This is a genomic window from Yinghuangia sp. ASG 101, assembly GCF_021165735.1.
Taxonomy (GTDB): Bacteria; Actinomycetota; Actinomycetes; order Streptomycetales; family Streptomycetaceae; genus Yinghuangia.
Map to the genome: position 1 here is coordinate 1280137 of NZ_CP088911.1, position 18307 is coordinate 1298443.

Below are 18307 nucleotides of genomic sequence, written 5' to 3' on the forward strand. Positions count from 1 at the left end.
CCGACAAACAGTCTTGTTTCCTGTGACTTTCCACGGTCGCGGGACGTGACGGCTTGATCGAATCGGTCGTCTTGATCAAGCCGAAGCGCCGGGCGGAAGGGGACAACGGGATCTTCCGGGCGTGGGCGCGTGGTGTCGGGGTGTCGGGGTGTCGGGCCACCGAGCCACCGAGCCACCGAGCCACCGGGCGGCGACGAGTCGCCCGTCCGCCGGGTGCGGGGACTCGGCCGTGAGGCCGGCCCCCGCCTGTGGGTCGTGGCCGGTGACGCGGTGCGGCGGCACCGTTGTGTCACGAGTAGTCGTGGAAACCCCGGCCCGACTTCCGGCCCAGCAGGCCCGCGTCCACCATGCGCAGCAGCAGCGGCGGCGCCGAGTGCAGCGGCTCCTTGAACTCCTCGTACATCGACACGGCGATCGCGGCCAGGGTGTCGAGGCCGATCAGGTCGGCGAGGCGCAGCGGGCCCATGGGGTGGGCGCAGCCGAGTTCCATGCCGGAGTCGATGTCCTCGGCGGAGGCGAACCCCGATTCCAGCATGCGGATCGCGGAGAGCAGGTACGGCACGAGCAGCGCGTTGACCACGAACCCGGCGCGGTCCTTGGAGCGGATGACGCGCTTGCCGAGCGAGCCGTCGACGAACGCCTCGGCGCGGGCGAGGGTTTCCTCGGAGGTCAGCAGCGACGGCACCAGCTCGACGAGGTCGAGCACCGGCACCGGGTTGAAGAAGTGGACGCCGACGACCGCCTCGGGCCGGGCCGTCGCCATACCGAGCTTCATGATCGGGATGGACGAGGTGTTGGAGGCGAGGATCGCGTCCTGCCGGGTGACGGTCTTGTCGAGGGTCGCGAAGATCTCGGCCTTGGCGCCCTCGTCCTCGGCGATCGCCTCGACGACCAGGTCGCGGTCGGCGAAGTCGGCGAGGTCGGTGGTGAAGCGGAGCCGTGCGAGCGCGGCGTCGCGGTCGGCCTCGGCGAGCTTGCCGCGGCGGGCCGCGCGGTCGAGGGAGTCGGTGATGCGGCGGCGGCCGGCCTGGGCGGCGTCGTCCGAGATCTCGCGGACCACGACGTCGAGTCCGGCGCGGGCGCAGACCTCGGCGATGCCGGAGCCCATGAGTCCGGAACCGACGACGCCGACCCGCCGGATCGCCTCATGGGCGGAGGCGGCTTCTGCGGGGGACAAGGTGGGTGTCTCTGTCATGACCCCATTGTCGGTGCGTGGGGTGCGGGCCGATGATCCACCCCGTCCTGACGGGCCAGCCGGACGGCGAGCATGTGTGCGGTGATGTCCAGCAACTCGGCTGCTTGGACGGGGTTTTCGGTACGCGCGAGGGTGCGGCGGGCGGTGCCCGCGTCGACGAGTTTCGCCGCGGCGGCCCGGTCGGCGAGGTGCTCGCGCAGGGCGGCCCCGGGATCCAGGCCCCGGGGGTCCCGGAGGCCGCGGTGCCGGTCGGGGGCGGCGGGAACGGGGACGCCGCCGACGGGGCAGCGGTCGTCGGCGAGGATGTGCTCGACGTGGTGGGCCAGGACGCATCTCTCCTCGACGCGCGAGAGCCCGGTCGTGAGCACGATCGCACGCTTGTGCGGCACCCACACCGCCCACGCGGCCCGCAGGCTCGCCCGGCGCACGTGCACGCCCAGGCGCTCCAGTTCGCCGAACGGGTCGTACATCCCCCACCACCCCACGCATCGCCACCGCACACGGCCTCGTCATTGCGCCTGCCCCCGTGCCCAACACGCCTTCGGTGTGGCGCTGTTGGGCTGATCATCGTCACAACGCGCGCGCGGGACACGCAACCGCACAGTTAATGTGCGGTGCATGAGAAAGGTGCGATGTGGAGCGGGGTGATTCCGTCGAAAAGCTGCCGCCTTGGGCCGTGTTGCTGGCGAAGCTGCGCGAGTCGCGGGGCATGCGGCCGACCGACGCGGAGAAGCGGGTCGGCCTGCGCTCCTATCGGGAGTACGAGAAGGGGCGCCGCCCGCTGGCCGCGGAGTCGCTGCGGCAGATCATCGCGGACCTGGGGCTGACGCGTTCGGAGGCGACCGCGCTCGCGGGGGCGGCGCGGCTGCCGCTGCCGCCGCTGCCGTGCCGGGACGTGCCGGAGAACCTCCAGGAGCTGATCGCGTATGTGAAGTCGAAACCGTCTCCGACGTACGTGTGCGGCCCAGCCGGGGACATCATCGTCAGCAACACGGCGGCGGGCGTGTGGATTTCGCCGCTGCTCGCGCCGGAGCACGAGGGCGGGGTCCGGCACAACGCGGTGGTGATGCAGGTCGTGGAGGCGCCCCGGCACATGATTCCCCCCGACGCGATGGGCGGGTATCTGGAGCAGATCATGGCGCACTACAAGGCGGTGATGTTCCGCCACTGGGACCACGAGGAGTGCCGCCCGATCTTCGACGAGGTGGTGGCGTACCTGTCGGACCTCCATCCGGTGTGGCGCGAGCGCTGGCACGATGTCGCGGCGAGGGAACGGCCCACGGGTGCCGGGCGGTTCGTGATGGCGGCGCTGTGGGACGACGATCCGGCGCATCCGTGGCACGACCCGGACCACGTGCAGCACTACCACGTGCACACGATGGTCGCGGACCCGTACGTCGCGTCGACGCGCACCGACTACCGGGTGGTGGACATCAATCCGGTGCCGATCGAGGGCGGTGTGTCGATGGAGGTCACCGGTCGGTTCGCGCGGACGCGGACGGCGTGGTGGCTGCCGGAGGCCGGACCAGGCGCAGCGTCTCGGCGGGCCGACCTCGGGATGGCGAGGCGTGGGAGACGACGCCGCCGGTGACGCCGTCGGCGCCCAACTCGTCGAGCACGGCCTCGATTTCGCCGCGCGTGCCGTCCTGCCGGTAGAGCGGGTGGACGAGGACGGTGCCGCCGGGCCGGACCACCCGCAGGAGTTCGCGCAGCCCGGCGACGGGCTCGACGGAGTCGTACACGAACAGCAGGTGGGAGCTGAGGACGAGGTCGAACGAGGCGTCGGGGAACGGGAGTTCCGGCAGGGAAGCGGTGACGTACGCGGTACTTCCGGGACCGGGGTGGCGGCCTCCCGCGCGGGAACGGCCGTAGTCGGCGCCGAAGGCCTCCAACGCGCCCAGCCACAAACGGCGTTGGTCCTCCATGAACTCCGGGTCGGCGATCTCCGGGCCGTGCACCGCCCACGTCGCGGCGATGTCGTCGCGGACGCGTGTGTCGATGACGGTCCGCTCGGTGTCGTAGAGGGGGTCGACGGCCACCACGTCCGCGCCGAGCCCGGCGGCCTCGGCGGCGAACGACGCGGCGCCGCCGGGGCAGTCGAGTATGCGTCGGCCGCGCAGGTCGGGCAGCGCGAAGCCGAACATCAGCTCGTAGTCGCTGCCGGCCCGGGAGGAGACGATGAGGTTGGCGTCGTCCGAGCCGTGGGCGGTTTCGTCGTCTGGCGTGCGCACGGTGGCCACACTAGAACCAACGAAAAGGGAGGATGGGCCCCGGCGACGGTGATCTCCGCCTCATTGGTGATCTTGGATGTCCGGAAGGTCCGAGGTCGCGGCCAGTGCGCGGATGGCGTCGTCGTCCGCGGGCGGTGCCCCGAGCGGCGAATCGGCCGACAGGCCGAGGGTGTCGCCGATCCCGCTGCCGACCGCGACGGCTTCCAGGAGGTCGCCCGCGGTGTCCGAGAAGCGCCGGATGAGCGAGGGTGACGCGCCGCGTTCGACGGCCAGCACGAGGAAGTCCTGGACGCCACGGTAGGCCGCTATCAGCGGATCGCAGCCGGGCCGCGTCGGTCTGCCCGAGGCGCCGGGGGTGTCGGGAAACAGGCTTGCGGGCGCGGGGTATCGGGAGCCGGGGTCGGTAGCGCTCTCGGGGTTGGTGTCGGCGCCGAACAGGCACTCCTCGACGGCCCCGTGCCGCCAGCCGAGCGCGCGCCCGACGGCGAAGTAGCCGGAGGGGACGCCCTCGCCGGCCTGCCCGCCCTCGCCGCGCTCGTACTTGCCGATCGTACGCAGCGCGAGGCCCGCGTGGCCCGCGAGATCGCCCTGCGTCCAGCTGCGGGCCTTGCGGTCCCTGCGGATGCACGCCCCGAGGAACGCCCAGTTCGGCATGGGTTCCCCTTCGGCCGCCATCCGCCACTCTCCTTTTGCAGATCTCAGAATTCAAAGTCCCAGCATTGCAGAAGCAGGACACAGGAGTTCGGGTGATCGGCACAAGTTTGCCCATCGACCGCCCCGCCATGCGGCGTAATAGGCAAGGGAATGCCGAATAGCCGCCGGAGTCGGTACCGTGTTGCCTTCAGAAGATCGTGGGGGTACCACCGTCGCCCGCACGGTAGTTGCGAAGGATGAGAAGGATCGGTTGCGGCATGCCTGGAGACGCTCCTCCTGTTTTCCGTGCGCGCGATCCGCGCCGGCCCGTCCGAGGAGGCCCGCGATGATCCTCGGCGCCGGGACCTGCGCGGCGGTGCTGTCGTCGCTCACCTCGAAGCCTCGTGCCGGCGTCTCCGACGCCCGCGTGATAGCCGCGCGCATGGACCGCTGGTGGCCGCGTCCCGACGACGCGGAACCCGCGGATGCCGCAGGGCTGTTGCGCATACCCGAGCCCCCGCGGAACGCGCCGGACGCCCCCGCGCTGTCGGACGCGCTCGGCCGCCGGTGGCCCCCGGCGCTGCTGCCCGACGCCTTCCCCGAGGAACTGCTGCTGGCCTGCCCCATGGTCTGACGTGTGTGTGCCCGGCGCAGGCGGAGGGAGACCCGTTCTCGACGGCGTATTCCGGGCACGTCCCCGCCGCGGGCCGCGCCGGTCGGGCTTTTCGCGCGGTTTTCCTCCGGGGTTTCTCTTCGATGGGACGGCCCCGCGCGGGTACGGTCACCGTCGACCGACCCTTCCGGAGGTGCTGCCGTGCACTACCCGCTGACCATCCGTGACTTCCTCGATCGCGCGGTCCACGTGTATCCGGACCGGGTCGGGGTGGTCGACGAACCCGACGGGCCCGACGTGCCCGTGGCGTCGCTCGGTGCGCCCACATACCGCGAGATCGGGGCGCTGGCCCGCGCGCAGGCCGCGCGCCTGGACTCGCTCGGCGTCCCGGTGGGCGGGCGCGTCGCGATCGTGTCGCAGAACTCGGCGCGCCTGCTGACCTCGTTCTTCGGGGTGTCCGGCTGGGGCCGCGTGCTGGTGCCGATCAACTTCCGTCTCACGGCGGCCGAGATCGCGTACATCGTCGACCACGCGGGCGCCGACGTCGTGTACGCCGACCCGTCGTGCGCGGACGTGCTCGACGGCCTCGACGCGCCGCACAAATTCGTCCTCGGCGACGACGACGCCCTGTACCTGCGCGGCACCGACCCGGTCCCGTGGACGGCCCCCGACGAGGCGGCGACCGCGACCATCAACTACACCTCGGGAACCACCGCGCGCCCCAAGGGAGTTCAGCTCACCCACCGCAACCTCTGGCTCAACGCGACGGTGTTCGCCCTGCACTCCGGGATCAGCGACCGCGACGTCTACCTGCACACGCTGCCGATGTTCCACGCCAACGGCTGGGGCATGCCGTACGCCGTGACGGGCCTCGGCGGGCGCCACATCGTGCAGCGCCGCATCGACGGCGCGCAGATCCTGCGCCGCGTGGCCGAGCACGGGGTCACGGTGATGTGCGCCGCGCCCGCCGTCGTCAACGCCGTGCTGGAGGCCGCCGCGGACTGGGAGGGGGACATCCCCGGCCGCGACCGCGTCCGCGTGATCTGCGCGGGCGCCCCGCCGCCGACCCGCACGATCGAACGCATCATCGACGAACTCGGCTGGGAGTTCTGCCAGTTGTACGGGCTCACCGAGACCTCCCCGCTGGTGACCTTCAACCGGCAGCGCGTCGAGTGGGACGGCCTCGACACCGCCGCCCGGGCGCGCAGGCTCGGGCGCGCGGGGGCGCCGGCTCTGGGCGTCCGCGTGGCCGTGGACGCCGACGACGAGGTGCTGACCGCGTCCAACCACAACCTGGACGGCTACTGGCGGCAGCCTGAGGAGACCGCGAAGGCGCAGGCCGACGGCTGGTTCCACACCGGCGACGGCGGATACCTCGACGACGACGGCTACCTGGTGATCTCCGACCGCAAGAAGGACGTCATCATCTCGGGCGGCGAGAACGTCTCGTCGATCGAGGTGGAGGACGCCCTGGCAGGGCATCCGGCGGTCCGCGAGGTGGCCGTGATCGGCATTCCCGACGAGAAGTGGGGCGAGCTGGTCACCGGCCTGGTCGTCGCCGCGGACGCCGTCACGGCGGACGAGCTGATCGCCCACTGCCGCACCCGGCTCGCCGGCTACAAGTGCCCCAAGCGCGTCGAGTTCGTGGACGCCCTCCCGCGCACCGCGACCGGCAAACTCCAGAAGTTCAAACTGCGGGAACCGTACTGGGCGGACCGGGAGCGGCCCATCTAGGCGCGCCCGGAGCAGTTCCGACCGTCTCGTCGCGTCGCGGGCGGCGGTGCGGCGGTTCGCGGGTACGGTGCCGTGCATGCGCATCGTCATCGCCGGTGGACACGGCAACATCGCCCTGCGTCTGGAACGCCTCCTCGCCGCGCGCGGCGATCAACCGGTCGGGCTGATCCGCCGCCCGGAGCAGCGGGAGGCCCTGCGCGCCGCCGGGGCGGAGGCGGTCGTCCGCGACCTCGAGTCCGCCGCGGTCGGCGAGATCGCCGGGGACCTCGCGGGCGCCGACGCGGCGGTCTTCGCGGCCGGGGCGGGCCCGGGCAGCGGTGTCGCGCGCAAGGACACCGTCGACCGGGCGGCGGCCTCGTTGTTCGCCGACGCGGCCGAGGCGGCCGGAGTGCGCCGCTTCCTCGTCGTCTCGGCGATGGGCGTCGACGGCGAGCCGCCCGCCGGCACCGACCCGGTGTTCGCCGCCTACCTGCGCGCCAAGGGCGCCGCCGACGCCGACGTCCGGGGCCGCTCCGGGCTCGACTGGACGATCCTGCGGCCCGGCCGCCTCACCGACGACCCCGGCACCGGACGCGTGGCGCTGTCCGCGTCGACCGGGCGCGGCGCCGTGACGCGCGACGATGTGGCGGCCGTCCTCGTGGCCCTGCTCGGCGCCCCGGGCACGGCCGGGCTCACGCTGGAACTGGTCAACGGGGAGACACCCGTCGACGAGGCGGTCCGGAGGCTCGCGAACGCCTGAGCCGGCCCGGGCTCAGGGCGTGCGGCCGAGGAGCGCGACCAGGCGGTCCTGCACGGGCGCGTCGTCGGGGACGTCGACCGGCGGGGCGAACATACCGCTGCCCTGCCACGCGGACGCCTGGGGCGCGATGCGGTCGTACACCTCGCGGGCCAGGTCTTCGTCCATCCGGTCGTCGTCGCCGATGCCTCGGGCCAAGTCCCAGGCGTGCACGGTGAGATCGCCGATCATCTGCCATCCGTAGTCCTCGGCGGCGATGCGTCCGCCGGTCACGTGGACGCGCCCGTTCAACGCCCCCGGCACGTGGAACGCCTCGCGTGACGCGGCGGCGGCCCGGTCCCATACGCCCACCGGGTCGTCGCCGAGGACATCGCCGTCGAAGCGGTCGCCGACCTCGGTGAGGGTCGCGCCGCGCAACAGCCAGGGCGCCCACAGGTGTTCGCCGGTCACGTGGTTGACCAGGTCCTTCACCGACCACGCGGTGCACGGGGTCGCGTCACGCCACTGTGCGGGCTCCACGTGGTGGACGCGTGTGTCGAATTCGCGGAGGGCCTTGTCGTAGGCGCCGATCTGGTCCATGCGGGAACACCTTTCGGGTTGCGCGGTGTCGATCGTCGTCGGGGCCGTCAGGCCCGGGCACTCGCCGCGCGGATGTCGTCGGCGAGGTGCCGGTCGGTCCCGACCCGTACCAACCCCGCCGCGAACGCGGCGAGTTCGTCGTCCCGGACGAGGCGCGCGAGCTGGTCCGCGCGGGTGGGCAGGCCGAGTTCGCGGGCGGCGTCGAGTGCCTTGCGGTCCAGTGCGGGGCGCAGCCACGGCCACACCGCCTGGGCCTCCCGGCAGAAGATGTCCGCCGCCGTCGGCCCCATTCCCGGGAATTCGCACAGCAGTTCCACGAGATGCCCGTGGTCGTGGCCGGAGGCCTCGGCGAGGCGGCGCAGGTCGCCGCCGTAGCGATCGCGGATCAGGTCGGCGCAGTCGCCGAGGCGCGTCGCGGTGCCTTCGTCGTAGCGCTTGTAGTGGCCGCGTCCGAGAGCGTCGACGCGCTGCTGCCACGTGAGTTCGGCCATGCCGTCCGGCGTCCCGCCGCCGGCGTCGAACAGTTCGCGGGCGGCGGCGACCGCGATCGAGGCCTTGATGCGGGCCGCGAGCAGGTTGGTGAGCACGAGCAGCCGCCACAGGGGCGCGGGCTTGTCCGCGAGGCGGATTCCGGCGTCCTCGGCATACGTCGTCCCGGCCGTGCGCAGCAGGGTCCGGACGGTGTCCTGGTCGTGGGTGGTCATGGGTGTCGCCTCCTGGGCGGCCCGGGGGGCCGCGCGGGATCAGTCGGGCTGGTCCGGGCCCGCCGCGCCGTCGGATTCCGCGGCGACCTGCCGGAGGGTGCGGCCGGTCAGCACGGATCGCGCGCGCCACGGGTCCGGTGCGTCGGTCTTGGCGGCGTGCCGGTCCTTGCGCTTGACCAGCAGCCATGTCTCGCCCCGGCCGGGGCCGCCGCGGGTGCGCGTCAGGGCGTACCCGCCGTGGAGTTTCGCGCCGTCCATCCAGAACGACGCGTGGCCGGCCGCGAGCGCGTCGGCGAACGGGACGTCGTTGCCGCGCCGGTCGGTGGCCATGCTGCGGTAGGTGCCCTGGTCCCACACGATGACGGTGCCGCCGCCGTACTCGCCCGGCGCGATGACGCCCTCGAAGTCGCGGTAGTCGAGCGGGTGGTCCTCGGTCGGGACGGCGAGGCGCTTCTCGGCCGGGTCGTGTGTGGGGCCCTTCGGCACCGCCCAGGACTTGAGCACGCCGTCGACCTCCAGGCGGAAGTCGAAGTGCGTGCGGGTCGCGTCGTGGATCTGGACGACGAAGCGGCCCGTGTCGCCGGACGTGCCGGGCGCGTGGGTGCCCGGTGGCTCGGGGGTTCTGGCGAAGTCGCGCTTGCGCCGGTAGTCCGCGAGCGGACCGTCGCGGTCTTCGGAACGGTGCGGGTCCTTCGAGGCCACGGGCACTCCTCCGGGACGTTGCGGAACCGCGTGCGGCCACGTCGCCACGCGGCTACCCGTCGACCGCGACCGCAACCGTCGGCTTCTGTTTGCGGGAGCCGGGGAGCGCGGGGAGATTGGGAGACGGCCGCCCGTCGGAGGAGGACACGATGGCCGTCTTCATGCAGATCCGGTTGCCGGTCACCACCGGGCAGTACGACGCCCTCATGGCCCGCATGCGGCGGGAGGGGACGGACTTCTTCCACGGGTGCCTCGCGCATGTCGCGGTGCCCGAGCCCGGCGGCGGCATGCTGGTGACCGACGTGTGGGAGACCGAGGACGACCAGCAGGCCTTCGAACGTCGCATGCTGCCGATCGCGGCGGAACTCGGCCTGGCGAGCCCGGCGAACCCGCCGCAGGTCGCGAAAGTACACGCTTTCTGGCTACCCGGCGGCTGATTTTGGCTATGCGGCGCCCGGCGGGCGCGGCCGGTGCGTCCGCGTACCGGCGCCGCGCGGGGCACCCGAGGTCGCTCGGGTGCCCCGCGCGGGGTTGGTGCCGGTCAGGACCGGGGTTCGCGCGGCGTGTCCGATCCCGCACCGGCGGTCACCGCTGCCTCGTCCGCCTTCGGGTCGTCCTCACGGTCGGCCTCGCCGCCCGCGTCACGCTCGGCGCGCTCGTCGCCGTCCTCGCGCTGCTGCGGCAGCGCCGCACCGTCGCCGGCCGGCGTCTCGCCCCGCTTGCGGCGCTCCAGCCACACCACGAGCAGCATCAGTGCCACGGCCAGTGCCCACGCCCCGTACGGCCCGGCGTCGGACAGGACCCAGAACGCCAGGGCTCCCGTGGCCGCCTGGTCGGCGAGGTCCGCCTGGGAGGACTCGGTCGTGCTGAGCTTGCCCGCGGCGACCGGGAACATCTCGGCGCCCTGGAAGTTCGCGGTCACCGACTTGTCGGAGTCGAGGGCGATCACCACGCCCGTCTCCGAGTCGACGTACCCGACCATCTCGGTCCGGGACAGGTAGGTGAGCGGCACCGGGTCGGGGGCGTCGGCCAGTTGCGCGGCGGGGTTGAGCGCCTGCAGGGCGGCCTTGGGGAACACCGGGGGCAACGCGCCCGTCAGGGTCGGATCGGCGACGGTGCCCTGCACGCTGATGTGGTACGCGTACACCGTGCGGCCGTGGCGCTTCTCGCTGGAGACGTACTTCGCGGCGACGGTGGTCTGTGTCTCGGCGTCCCAGAACGGATAGTCGCGCTTCTCGGGTTCGAGCGGGAAGGCCGCGGTCAGCCCTACGTGTGGCTCGGCGTTCACCCCTTCGGGTGCGGGGCGCTCCGACCCGTCCTTGCGGTCGAGCGCGTACGGGTGCTCGGTGGTGGACACGACCTGCTTGGTCGGGCCGTAGATCTCGGTGCGGTCGTTCAGCACGATCGTCGACCCCGAGGTGTGCACGGCCTTGACCTCGCGGTCGGCGGTCACGGGGAGGTCGCGGATGATCGCGTTGGCGAAATCCTGTCGTTCCAGGGCTTGTTGGTCGAGAGCGGTGAGGACACCCTCAAAGCTCATCGTTCCTTTCAGATCATCCGGGATCTGGTGAAGTTCCGGATAAACGGCGAACTTGCTGACGGCTCCTGCCGCGACCAGCAGAACGGATACCGAGCTGATGATCCATGACGCGCGGCGCACTTGGGGGGCCCTTCTGTGGTTCCTCGTCGGCTGACGGCCGAGCTTGCAGGAATGATGCCTTCGCGTACGAGGAATCACGATTCCCGTACGCTCAGCGATGATTCGTGATATTGGAGCGGCGGTTTTCGGCCGGTGCCACCGCGATGCCCCGCCGCCGCGGCCGGTCCCGCGGGTGGCAGCATGAGAGCCGTGCCTGTCCGGTCACGTCTCCGCGTGTTCCGCGCCGCGCTGTTCGCAGCCGGATGCGTGGCGCCGACGCTCGCCGGACACGCGTTCGTGTCGGACGGCTCGGTGCGGTGGTGGGCTCCCGCCGGCGCGCTGGTGATCCTCACCGCGGCGGCGCGGCGACGTGCCTTCCTGAGGTCCCGTCCCGACGACGCGTCGGCCGCGGGGGGGCGCGCCCGGGGGTCCGGCCCGGGCGCGTCCGCCCTTCATTCGCCGCCCGCGGCGCGCGCGAAGCGGTCGGCCAACGCGCGCAGGTGCGGGACGACTTCGGGGGCGTCGTGCACCGTGAAGTCGGCACCGAGCAGGCCGAGCCAGGCCGCCAGGCTCGCGGGGTCCTGGGATCCGGTGACGAAGACACACGTGGTGTCGTCGACCGGTTCGACGCTGCCCGCGAAGCCCGGCACGCGGGCGGCGATCTCGGCGGCGGGGGCGTGCACGGTCACGCGGACGCGCGTACGCCACGGGGCCGCGGACACCCGTGCGGAGACGAACTCCGCGACGTCCTCGTCGGGGAGCGGGCGCGGCGTGAAGCGCGGGCCGGCGGGGGTGCGGGGGGCGATCCGGTCGACACGGAAGATGCGCCAGTCCTCGCGCTGCGTGTCCCACGCGACGAGGTACCAGCGGCGGCCCCGGTGCACCATGCGGTACGGCTCGACGTTGCGCAGCGTCGCGGCACCGGCGTGGTCGCGGTAGTCGAAGCGGAGGCGTTCGTGGTCGCGGCACGCGGCGGCGATGGTCGTGAGGACGTCCGCGTCCACGCGCGGGCCGTCCTGCCCGGGGACCGGCACGGTGTAGGTCTGGAGCGCATTGACGCGGCGCCTGAGGTGGTGGGGCAGAACCTGTTCGAGTTTGGCGAGGGCGCGCAGCGAGGTCTCCTCGATCCCGGAGACCGAGCCGCCGGCCGCGGTACGCAGCCCGACCGCGACGGCGACGGCCTCCTCGTCGTCGAGCAGCAGCGGGGGCAGCGACGCCCCGGCGCCGAGGCGGTAGCCGCCCGCCGCGCCGCGCGTCGCGTGCACGGGGTAGCCGAGGGTGCGCAGCCGCTCGACGTCGTTGCGCACGGTGCGCGGCGTGACGTCGAGTCGTTCGGCGAGTTCGGTGCCGGTCCAGTCGCGGTGGGTCTGCAGCAGGGAGAGCAGACGCAGCAGTCGTGCCGAGGTCTCCAACATGGTTCGAGCATGCCCCTTCTTTAGGAACGATCCTTGCCTAATGGCCTCCTAGAGTTTCGGCAGTGGAGATCGGCGGTCGCCGATGAACTCCCCCAAGTCCTTTTGCTCAAAGGTGACTTGGGTCTTCGCCTGGCTCTTCCGGCCCCTTGAGAAGGAGCACTCCTGTGAGCGCAGTCCTGGACTCCGCGGCAGCGTCCGCGACAGCCGCGGAATCCCCGGGTGCCCCCGCGCCCTCGCACGACCGCAAGTGGCTCGGGCTGTCCGTGATCCTCGCCGCGACGCTGCTGAACCTGTTGGACGCGTCGATCGTCAACATCGCGGCCCCCGCGATCCGCGCCGACCTCGGCGCCTCCTACTCGGCGCTGCAGTGGACCGCGGCGGCGTACACGCTCACGCTGGCGGCCGGCCTGCTGACCGGCGGCCGGCTCGGGGACATCTTCGGCCGCAAGCGGATGATGACGATCGGCATCGTCGCCTTCGTGACGGCGTCGGTGCTGTGCGCGGTGGCGTGGTCGCCCGAGGCGCTGATCACCGCGCGCGTCCTCCAGGGGCTCGCCGGGGCGGTCATGATCCCGCAGGGATTCGGGCTCATCCGCGATCTCTTCTCGGGGCCGGAGATCGGCAAGGCGTTCACGGTGTTCGGGCCCGCGATCGGGCTCGCGACGATCCTCGGGCCGATCGTGGCCGGGACGCTGGTCGACGCCGACCTGTTCGGCACGGGCTGGCGCATGATCTTCCTGATCAACGTGCCGATCGGCCTGTTCGCCCTGATCGTCGGCCGCTTCGCGCTGCCGGCCCGGCCGCCGGTCGCGGGGGACGACAAGTCGCTCGACCCGCTGGGCATGGCCATCGGCGGGGCCGGGATGTTCATGCTGGTCTACCCGCTGGTCCAGGGGCAGGAGAAGGGCTGGCCGGCGTGGATGTTCGGGATGCTCGCGGCGGCCGTGGCGGTGCTGGCGGTGTTCGTGGCGTACACGCTGCGCCGGACGCGCCTGGGGGTGAAGGCGCCGCTCGTGCGGCTGAGCGTGTTCTCGAAGCGCTCGTACAGCTCGGGTGTGCTGTTCGTGATCGTGTTCTTCGGGGCGATCACCGGGCTGTCGATGGCGATCGGGCTGTTCCTGCAGTTCGGGCTCGGGTTCAGTGCGATGCGGGCGAGCCTGACCATGGCTCCGTGGGCGGTCGGCGCGTTCATCGGCTCGGGGGCGAGCGGCGCGCTGATGGGCAAGCTGGGTCGGAGGATCCTGCACATCGGCCTCACGATCATGGCCGTGGGGATCGCGAGCCTGTACTTCGTGTTCGCCAACGCGTCGACCCACATGGGGAGTTGGACGCCGGCGGCACCGTTCCTCGTGTTCGGGCTCGGTATGGGCATGATCTTCGTGCCGCTGTTCGACATCATCATGGGCGAGGTCGAGGACGACGAGGTCGGCTCGGCGTCCAGCGCGCTGGAGTCGATGCAGCAACTCGCCGCGGCCCTCGGGGTGGCGGTGTTCGGGACCGTCTTCTTCGACCAGGGCGGGGCGCGGTTGCACCAGCAGTCGGCACTCGACGCGGTCGCGGTGACATCGCTGATCGCGCTGGCGCTGACGGCGGTGGCCTTCGTGGCGGGCTTCCTGCTGCCGAGGCACGCGCGGCAGGCCGAGGGCCACTGACGGGCGGCTGAGCCGCCGGCGGACGGGCGGTACGGGCGCGGGGGTCGCCGGCGGAAGTCACGCCGGCGGCCCTCCGCGTTTCGGGGAAGGGCCCGTCGTGGCAAGGGTGTTCGTACGCCGCACGCCCGCACGACACCCGTCGCTCAGGCCGGTGGCGTCACCGTCGCAGCTCCTCGGCCCACGTCCGCAGCAGCGCGAAGTCGTCGTCGGTCAGCCCGAATTCGGCGGAGACGGTGTGCACCAGAGCCGGGCCGGCGTGATGGTCCGCGACCCACGCGCGGTCGAGGTCCCCGGGTTCGTCGTCGACCCACACGAACGGCCGGTCGGCCGCGTAGGCGACCAACGCGCGTGTCTTCCAGTGCAGTCCGTCGGGGTCGCGGACGAACAGCGTCTCGCCCCAGTCGATGTACGGCAGCCGCGGCAGGCCGACCGCCGGACCGATCATGTCGTTGGCCTGGTCCATCCACGAGGTCGCCCAGACGAGTTCGAACGGCAGCGCCGCTAACGCGGGCCCGTGCGCGGGGTTGAGGTCGACGCGCAGGAAGGGGGCCCGCTCGGGGTCGCCGCCGTGGGCGTTCACCCAGTTCGCGGGCTTGAGCAGGTGCGACGTGTATCCCGTCGGGCAGCGCGGCTGCACCTCGAAGGGGTTCAGCGGGCCGTCGACATCGAGCAGCAGCAGAGCGCGCTTTGAGGTCTTCACGGGGCCGAGCGTAGGAGGTCGCGGGGGAATCGGTCATGCGAACGCCGGGCCCGTACCTCGGGGATGCGCCGAGGCACGCGCACGGCCGTTCGCCGGGACGCCGCGCCGATGGGAGAGGATGACGGGTATGGATCTCCGTATCTTCACCGAACCCCAGCAGGGCGCGAGCTACGACACTCTTCTGAGCGTCGCGAAGGCCACCGAGGACCTCGGCTTCGACGCCTTCTTCCGCTCCGACCACTATCTGCGGATGGGCGGCGGCGACCCGCTGCCCGGACCGACCGACGCGTGGATCACGCTGGCCGGGCTGGCCCGGGAGACGAAGCGGATCCGCCTGGGCACGCTGATGACGGCGGCGACGTTCCGCCTGCCCGGTGTGCTCGCGATCCAGGTCGCGCAGGTCGACGCGATGTCCGGCGGGCGGGTCGAAATCGGCCTCGGGGCGGGCTGGTTCGAGGACGAGCACACGGCGTACGGCATTCCGTTCCCGAAGGACAAGTTCGACCGCCTCGAGGAGCAGTTGGCGATCGTCACGGGCCTGTGGGAGACCCCGGAGGGCAAGACGTTCGACTTCGCCGGGACGCACTACCGGCTCACCGACTCCCCCGCGCTGCCCAAGCCCGTCCAGCGACCGCGCCCGCCGGTGCTCATCGGCGGTCACGGCCCGACGCGTACGCCGAGGCTCGCGGCCCGGTTCGCCGACGAGTTCAACCTGCCGTTCACGTCGACCGCCGACACCGCGACGATGTTCGGCCGTGTACGCGACGCGATGGCCGAGGCCGGCCGGGCTCCGGACAGCATGGTCTTCTCGAACGCGCTCGTCGTGTGCGTCGGGCGCGACGAGGCCGAGGTCGCGCGCCGCGCGGAGGCGATCGGCCGCGCTCCCGAGGAACTGCGCGAGAACGGCCTCGCGGGCACGCCGTCCGAGGTCGTCGACAAGATCGGCCGCTACGCGGAGGTCGGGGCGACGCGCGTCTACCTCCAGGTCCTGGACCTGTCCGACCTCGACCACCTGGAGTTGATCGCCGCCGAGGTCATGCGACAGCTCGACTGACCCACCCCCACGGCAGGCGGCCGGGGCAACCACACGCACCCGCACCCCCCGGCCGCCGCCGTGGCCCGCCCGGGCCGCCGGGCAGTGCCGCGCCCGGGGACCGGCGCCGCGGAGCGCGGGGAAGTCGCACGCCGCCGCCGGGGCGCGGGGCCTTGCCGCCGCCGAAGTCGGGTGACACGGGGTCCGGGGAAGTCGCCCACCCCACGACCCGGCCGCCGGGCGGCTCCGCATCCGGCGACCGGCGACCCCGAGCACGGAGACGTCCCACGCCGCCACAGCCCGGACGCCGGGCAGTGCCGCGCCCGGGGACCGGCGCCGCCGAACGCGGGGAGGTCGCCCCGCCGCGGCCCGGGCGCGAGGCGGGGCCGGGGCCGGTGGCTCCGTGGCCGTCGGGAGGGCGGGCGGCCCTGCGCGGACGCGGCGCGTGGTGGGGGGCGCGGGAGAACGTGTGGGGCGTTCGGGCGCGGGAGCGCCGGGTTCAGGTCGCGTGGGGCAGGCCGAGGAAGTCGGCCATACGGGCCACCGCTTCGGTGAAGAATTCGTCGGCGGGGTCGAGCGTGCCGACGAATGTGCCGAACAGTTCGAAGCCGAGCATGCCGGAGAGTTGCGACCACGCGATGACGGTGCGGACGGCCTCGGGCGGCGCGAGACCGACGCCCGTGGCGTCCGCGACGGCCGAGGCCTGGGCCACGAGGCCGGGCGTGAGGTCCAGCGGGACGCGGTCGACCAGGAGGCCCAGGTCGCGGGCCTCGCGCACGGTCGTGAGCAGGGCGACCGGCACACGGGAGGCGGGGCCGATGGTCTCCTCGGGCGCCTGGTAGCCGGGGACCGGGGTGCCGTAGATCAGCGCGTACTCGTGCCGGTTCTCCCGGGCCCAGGCGCGGATCGCCGCGCATTTCGCGCACCAGCGCCCGCGCACGTCGATGGCCGGGAGGTCGCGTCCGGCCGCCTCCACCGCGGCACCGATTCCGTCGTACGCGTCGACGATGAGCTGCGTCAGAAGGTCGTCCCGGCTGGGGAAATAGCGGTAGAGGGCGGAGGACGCCATGCCCAGTTCGCGGGCGACCGCGCGCAGGGACAGGCGCTGGGCGCCCTCGACGGCCAGTTGGCGCCGGGCTTCTTCCTTGATCTCCCGGGTCAGCTCGGCCCGGGCCCGGTCTCGGGCGGTACGGCTCGCGTTCATGGGCCCATTCTGACAGGAAACGCGAGCGGCGGACGAAAAAGAGAGCAGTGCTCTTGCACGGGGGCACGGCAATCGTGCATGCTGTTCCCAGTCGAGAGCACCGCTCTCCACAAGGATCGGGGTTCACGCTGAAGAGCGGGAGTCCCGGGCAGTAGAACAGCCGACGCCGACGAAGCCGGGAGACACGACGATGTCCGAGAGCACGATGACCGCCACCGCTCGCACCGCCCCGGCCGACCCGGCCGCCCCGACCGGCCGGACCGCTCGGACCGCCGAAGCCCTCCCGACCGGCCCGACCACCGAGACCACCCCGTCCGCCCGAGTCCCCGCGACCGCGGCCACCCCGCAGGAGAGCACCATGAGCGACGCGCAGATCCGCTACGTCCAGCCCGGCCTGCCCACCAAGGTCTTCAACACCGTCGTGGCGTGGCTGACCCGCCGCGGCCTGAGCATCGCGGGCAGCCGCGTGCTGGCGGTGCGCGGTCGCAAGTCCGGTGAATGGCGCACGACGCCGGTGAACCTGCTCACCCACGACGGCGAGCAGTACCTCGTCGCCCCGCGCGGGGTCACCCAGTGGGTGCGCAACCTGCGCGCGGCCGACGGGGGCGAACTGCGCGTGGGGCGTCGCGCCCAGGCGTTCACCAGCGTCGAGCTCACCGACGCCGAGAAGCCCGAGATCCTGCGCGCCTACCTCGCCAAGTGGAAGTGGGAGGTCGGCGTGTTCTTCGACGGCGTCGACGCCAAGTCCGACGACGCGACGCTCCTCGGCGCCGCACCGAAGTACCCGGTCTTCCGCATCACGACGCGGGCCTGACACCGGGTGCGGCCGTCCGCGCCCGCCGGGCCGAACTCCCGGGCGCCGCTCCCCCGTCGGATCCCCCGCCACCGCCCGCCCGGGCGGCCCGCCGGCCGCCGCAACCGGGCCGGACGAGGCACTACTCGGGGCGGGGAGCGGGACCGGCGGGCGGTTCGGCCACGGGCTCGCCCGGCGGGACCTGGCGCGGCCGCAACTCCAGCTGGTAAAGAACCGTATCGATCCAGCGGTCGAACTTGCGGCCGACCTCGTGCAGCCGCCCGACCTCCGTGAACCCGATCGCCTTGTGCAGCCGCGACGACGAGTTGTCGTCACCGCCGTCGGCGATCACCGCGAGCAGTCGCCGCACCCCCGCGTCGGCGCACAGCGGCATGAGCGTCGTCAGCAGGGCCTTGCCCAGCCCCTTGCCGGTGTGGTCCGGCGACAGATAGATGCTGTCCTCGGCGGTGTGCCGGTACGCCGGCTTCGGCCGCCACGGCGCGGCGTACGCGAAACCGACGACCTCCCAGTCCGCCTCCGCCACCAGAAACGGCAGGCGGCGTGCGTACAGGTCGTAGGCCTTCGCCCGCCAGTCCTCCGGCGACGGCGGGACCTCGTCGAAGGTCGCCACGCTGTTGAGGACGTAGTGGGCGTAGATCGCGGCGACCGCGTCGAGGTCGTCGGGGTGCGTCGGCCGTATGCGTACGGACTCGCCGGACATGCGGAACTCTCCTTACTGATCCC

Annotated in this window: 20 protein-coding genes; 8 read left to right on the forward strand and 12 right to left on the reverse strand. The window is 72.6% G+C overall.

What is annotated here, in order from left to right:
* Positions 1-289 precede the first annotated feature (289 nt).
* Positions 290-1195 (reverse strand): 3-hydroxybutyryl-CoA dehydrogenase, encoded by a 906-nt coding sequence (locus LO772_RS05135; protein ID WP_231777161.1) that lies wholly within the window; start codon positions 1193-1195, stop codon positions 290-292.
* A complete protein-coding gene (locus LO772_RS05140; RefSeq protein WP_231777162.1) occupies positions 1192-1665 on the reverse strand; it encodes a hypothetical protein in 474 nt (157 codons plus the stop codon). Before LO772_RS05140 ends, LO772_RS05135 begins: the two co-directional genes overlap by 4 nt.
* 164 nt (positions 1666-1829) lie before the next feature.
* Between LO772_RS05140 and LO772_RS05145 the strand changes: the two genes are divergently transcribed.
* Positions 1830-2786 carry a helix-turn-helix domain-containing protein gene (locus LO772_RS05145; protein WP_231777163.1) on the forward strand — a complete coding sequence of 319 codons (957 nt, stop codon included), beginning with the start codon at positions 1830-1832 and terminating at the stop codon, positions 2784-2786.
* On the opposite strand, the gene LO772_RS05150 is transcribed toward LO772_RS05145, so the two are convergent.
* Both LO772_RS05150 and LO772_RS05155 read right to left on the reverse strand, forming a co-directional pair.
* Positions 2668-3426: a class I SAM-dependent methyltransferase gene (locus LO772_RS05150; protein WP_231777164.1), complete on the reverse strand. Its 759-nt coding sequence runs from the start codon at positions 3424-3426 to the stop codon at positions 2668-2670. The genes LO772_RS05145 and LO772_RS05150 overlap by 119 nt on opposite strands.
* 60 nt (positions 3427-3486) lie before the next feature.
* Positions 3487-4101 carry a hypothetical protein gene (locus tag LO772_RS05155; protein ID WP_231777165.1) on the reverse strand — a complete coding sequence of 205 codons (615 nt, stop codon included), beginning with the start codon at positions 4099-4101 and terminating at the stop codon, positions 3487-3489.
* Between the two features lie 304 nt (positions 4102-4405).
* Between LO772_RS05155 and LO772_RS05160 the strand changes: the two genes are divergently transcribed.
* From LO772_RS05160 to LO772_RS05170, 3 genes are all read left to right on the forward strand, one after another.
* Positions 4406-4693, forward strand: a complete 288-nt coding sequence (locus LO772_RS05160) for a hypothetical protein (RefSeq protein WP_231777166.1) — start codon at positions 4406-4408, stop codon at positions 4691-4693.
* A gap of 180 nt (positions 4694-4873) precedes the next feature.
* Positions 4874-6406, forward strand: a complete 1533-nt coding sequence (locus tag LO772_RS05165; protein ID WP_231777167.1) for an AMP-binding protein — start codon at positions 4874-4876, stop codon at positions 6404-6406.
* 76 nt (positions 6407-6482) lie between these two features.
* Entirely contained in the window at positions 6483-7145 is a 663-nt protein-coding gene (locus LO772_RS05170) for an NAD(P)H-binding protein (RefSeq protein WP_231777168.1), read from the forward strand.
* Between the two features lie 12 nt (positions 7146-7157).
* Here the strand turns inward: LO772_RS05170 and LO772_RS05175 are convergent, their stop codons facing one another.
* From LO772_RS05175 to LO772_RS05185, 3 genes are read right to left on the reverse strand one after another with little or no spacing between them, the layout of a single operon-like run.
* On the reverse strand, positions 7158-7721 hold the full coding sequence (locus tag LO772_RS05175) for a TIGR03086 family metal-binding protein (protein ID WP_231777169.1): 564 nt from the start codon (positions 7719-7721) through the stop codon (positions 7158-7160).
* A 47-nt stretch (positions 7722-7768) separates the two neighbouring features.
* Positions 7769-8425: an endonuclease gene (locus tag LO772_RS05180; RefSeq protein ID WP_231777170.1), complete on the reverse strand. Its 657-nt coding sequence runs from the start codon at positions 8423-8425 to the stop codon at positions 7769-7771.
* A gap of 39 nt (positions 8426-8464) precedes the next feature.
* On the reverse strand, positions 8465-9127 hold the full coding sequence (locus LO772_RS05185; RefSeq protein WP_231777171.1) for a DNA polymerase ligase N-terminal domain-containing protein: 663 nt from the start codon (positions 9125-9127) through the stop codon (positions 8465-8467).
* Between the two features lie 149 nt (positions 9128-9276).
* On the opposite strand from LO772_RS05185, the gene LO772_RS05190 reads away from it, so the two are divergent.
* A complete protein-coding gene (locus tag LO772_RS05190) occupies positions 9277-9564 on the forward strand; it encodes a hypothetical protein (protein WP_231777172.1) in 288 nt (95 codons plus the stop codon).
* 104 nt (positions 9565-9668) lie between these two features.
* Here the strand turns inward: LO772_RS05190 and LO772_RS05195 are convergent, their stop codons facing one another.
* Together LO772_RS05195 and LO772_RS05200 are read right to left on the reverse strand one after the other, a co-directional pair.
* The gene (locus tag LO772_RS05195; protein WP_331717307.1) at positions 9669-10865 is read right to left on the reverse strand and encodes a porin PorA family protein; all 1197 of its coding nucleotides are present in this window, start codon (positions 10863-10865) and stop codon (positions 9669-9671) included.
* Between the two features lie 353 nt (positions 10866-11218).
* Positions 11219-12181, reverse strand: a complete 963-nt coding sequence (locus LO772_RS05200; RefSeq protein WP_231777174.1) for a helix-turn-helix transcriptional regulator — start codon at positions 12179-12181, stop codon at positions 11219-11221.
* Positions 12182-12345: 164 nt separating this feature from the next.
* Here LO772_RS05200 and LO772_RS05205 point away from each other — a divergent pair, with 164 nt between their 5' ends.
* A complete protein-coding gene (locus LO772_RS05205; protein ID WP_231777175.1) occupies positions 12346-13833 on the forward strand; it encodes an MFS transporter in 1488 nt (495 codons plus the stop codon).
* Positions 13834-13990: 157 nt separating this feature from the next.
* Here LO772_RS05205 and LO772_RS05210 read toward each other — a convergent pair whose 3' ends face one another.
* Complete coding sequence (locus LO772_RS05210; protein WP_231777176.1) at positions 13991-14533, reverse strand: hypothetical protein; 543 nt, start codon at positions 14531-14533, stop codon at positions 13991-13993.
* Between the two features lie 127 nt (positions 14534-14660).
* On the opposite strand from LO772_RS05210, the gene LO772_RS05215 reads away from it, so the two are divergent.
* Positions 14661-15587, forward strand: coding sequence for an LLM class F420-dependent oxidoreductase (locus LO772_RS05215; protein WP_231777177.1), 927 nt, complete (start codon positions 14661-14663; stop codon positions 15585-15587).
* A 478-nt stretch (positions 15588-16065) separates the two neighbouring features.
* On the opposite strand, the gene LO772_RS05220 is transcribed toward LO772_RS05215, so the two are convergent.
* The gene (locus LO772_RS05220) at positions 16066-16770 is read right to left on the reverse strand and encodes a TetR/AcrR family transcriptional regulator (RefSeq protein ID WP_231777178.1); all 705 of its coding nucleotides are present in this window, start codon (positions 16768-16770) and stop codon (positions 16066-16068) included.
* 358 nt (positions 16771-17128) lie between these two features.
* Here LO772_RS05220 and LO772_RS05225 point away from each other — a divergent pair, with 358 nt between their 5' ends.
* Entirely contained in the window at positions 17129-17584 is a 456-nt protein-coding gene (locus tag LO772_RS05225; protein ID WP_231779421.1) for a nitroreductase family deazaflavin-dependent oxidoreductase, read from the forward strand.
* A gap of 121 nt (positions 17585-17705) precedes the next feature.
* On the opposite strand, the gene LO772_RS05230 is transcribed toward LO772_RS05225, so the two are convergent.
* Entirely contained in the window at positions 17706-18284 is a 579-nt protein-coding gene (locus LO772_RS05230; RefSeq protein WP_231777179.1) for a GNAT family N-acetyltransferase, read from the reverse strand.
* Positions 18285-18307: the final 23 nt, after the last annotated feature.